Origin of the sequence: Acidiphilium sp. 20-67-58, assembly GCF_002255515.1 — a bacterium.
Taxonomy (GTDB): Bacteria; Pseudomonadota; Alphaproteobacteria; order Acetobacterales; family Acetobacteraceae; genus Acidiphilium.
In genome coordinates, this window is sequence record NZ_NCAS01000096.1 from 1 (window position 1) to 1,643 (window position 1,643).

A 1,643-nucleotide genomic window follows, 5' to 3' on the forward strand; every position below is an offset into this window, starting at 1 on the left:
CGGAAGTGGCCGGCTGGACCGGCTTCCCGGACTGCTTCACCCATCTGCGCACCGGCGAAACCGCCGCTGATCCCCGGGTCCTGATGGCGGGGCTGCTGGCCGATGGCCTCAATCTCGGCCTGACACGGATGGCGGAAGCCTGCAGCATCGCCAGTCTGGGCCAGCTCGCCTGGACCGCTGACTGGCACATCCGCGACGAGACCTACGCCCTGGCGCTGCGCCGCCTGGTCGAGCATCAGAACCGCGAGCCGCTCGCCGCCCTCTTCGGGTCTGGAACCGCCTCATCCTCGGACGGGCAGTTCTTCCGCGCCGGCGGCTCCGGCCGTGATGCGAGCCGGATCAATGCGCACTACGGCCCTGAACCGGGGCTGAAATTCTACACCCATCTCTCCGATCGCTATGCACCGTTCCACACCAGGGTGATCGCCGCGACCGCCAGCGAGGCCGTGCATGTCCTCGATGGCCTGCTCGATCATCACGGCGAAGCGCCGCCACGTCAGCACCGGCACCATACCGATGGCGGCGGGGTGTCGGATCATGTCTTTGCCCTGTGCGCCCTGCTCGGATACGTGTTCGCGCCGAGAATTCCCGATCTCAAGGACCGGCGCCTCTACAGTTTTGCCCGGCCGGCAGCCTATCCGACGCTTGCGCCGATGATCGCCGGCCGCATCAACGTCGACCTGATCCGCGCCCATTGGCCCGATCTCCTGAGAATTGCCACCTCAATCCGCACCGGCACAGTGTCTGCGTCGGTGATCCTGCGGCAACTCGCCGCCTATCCACGGCAGAACGCCGTTGCCGCGGCGCTGCGCGAGCTCGGACGTCTCGAGCGCACACTGTTCACCCTCGACTGGCTGGAAGATCCGGGACTGCGCCGTGAAAGCAGTCACGAACTCAACAAGGGCGAGGCCCGCAATAGCCTGGCCCGCGCCGTCTTCATTCACCGGCTCGGCGAAATCCGCGACCGGACCTTTGAAAACCAGAAACATCGAGCCTCCGGCCTGAACCTCCTGGTCACCGCCATCATCCTCTGGAACACACGCTATCTCGCGCAAGCCATACAGGCCCTACGCCAGGTCGAGGATGTGCCCGGAACCCTCCTCACGCATCTCTCGCCGATCGGCTGGGAGCATGTGAACCTGACCGGCGACTACATCTGGAGCGCCAATCAGAAATCGACGGAAAACCATGCCGGATTGCGACCTCTCAGGCCAATCCACGACACGACTGTCAACGGCGGATCAAAACCAGGCCGGCGTGGCGGCGTAAAAACCAGCCACTGGATTGTGACGTGACGGATATGAGAACGGCCCCTGCAGGGGCCGTTCTCATATCCGCAGCCTGCTTGGCGGTGGTATCAGCTGTCGTTGATTTCGCCGGTCTCTGGATCATGAGGCGGTTCGTCACCGGCCTTTTCGATACCCTTCCGGCGCCGGGCGCGGGATTGCTTCAGGCGGTAGCTTTCGCCGTTCATCTCCAGGATCTGGACGTGGTGCGTAAGACGATCGAGCAGCGCGCCGGTCAGCCGTTCGGCGCCAAAAACACTCGTCCAATCCTCGAAGGGCAGGTTCGAGGTGACGATGGTCGAGCCGCGCTCGTGCCGCTGGCTGAATACCTCGAACAGCAATTCTGCACCGGTCTGC

General features: G+C 64.2%; 2 protein-coding genes. One reads left to right on the forward strand and one right to left on the reverse strand.

Going from position 1 to position 1,643, the window contains the following annotated elements:
• On the forward strand, positions 1-1,295 hold a 1,295-nt coding region (locus B7Z76_RS16080; RefSeq protein WP_291345266.1), incomplete at its 5' end, for a Tn3 family transposase.
• A gap of 62 nt (positions 1,296-1,357) precedes the next feature.
• Here the strand turns inward: B7Z76_RS16080 and B7Z76_RS16085 are convergent.
• Positions 1,358-1,643, reverse strand: a 286-nt coding sequence (locus B7Z76_RS16085; protein WP_291345268.1) for an ATP-binding protein, incomplete at its 5' end; no start/stop codon positions are given.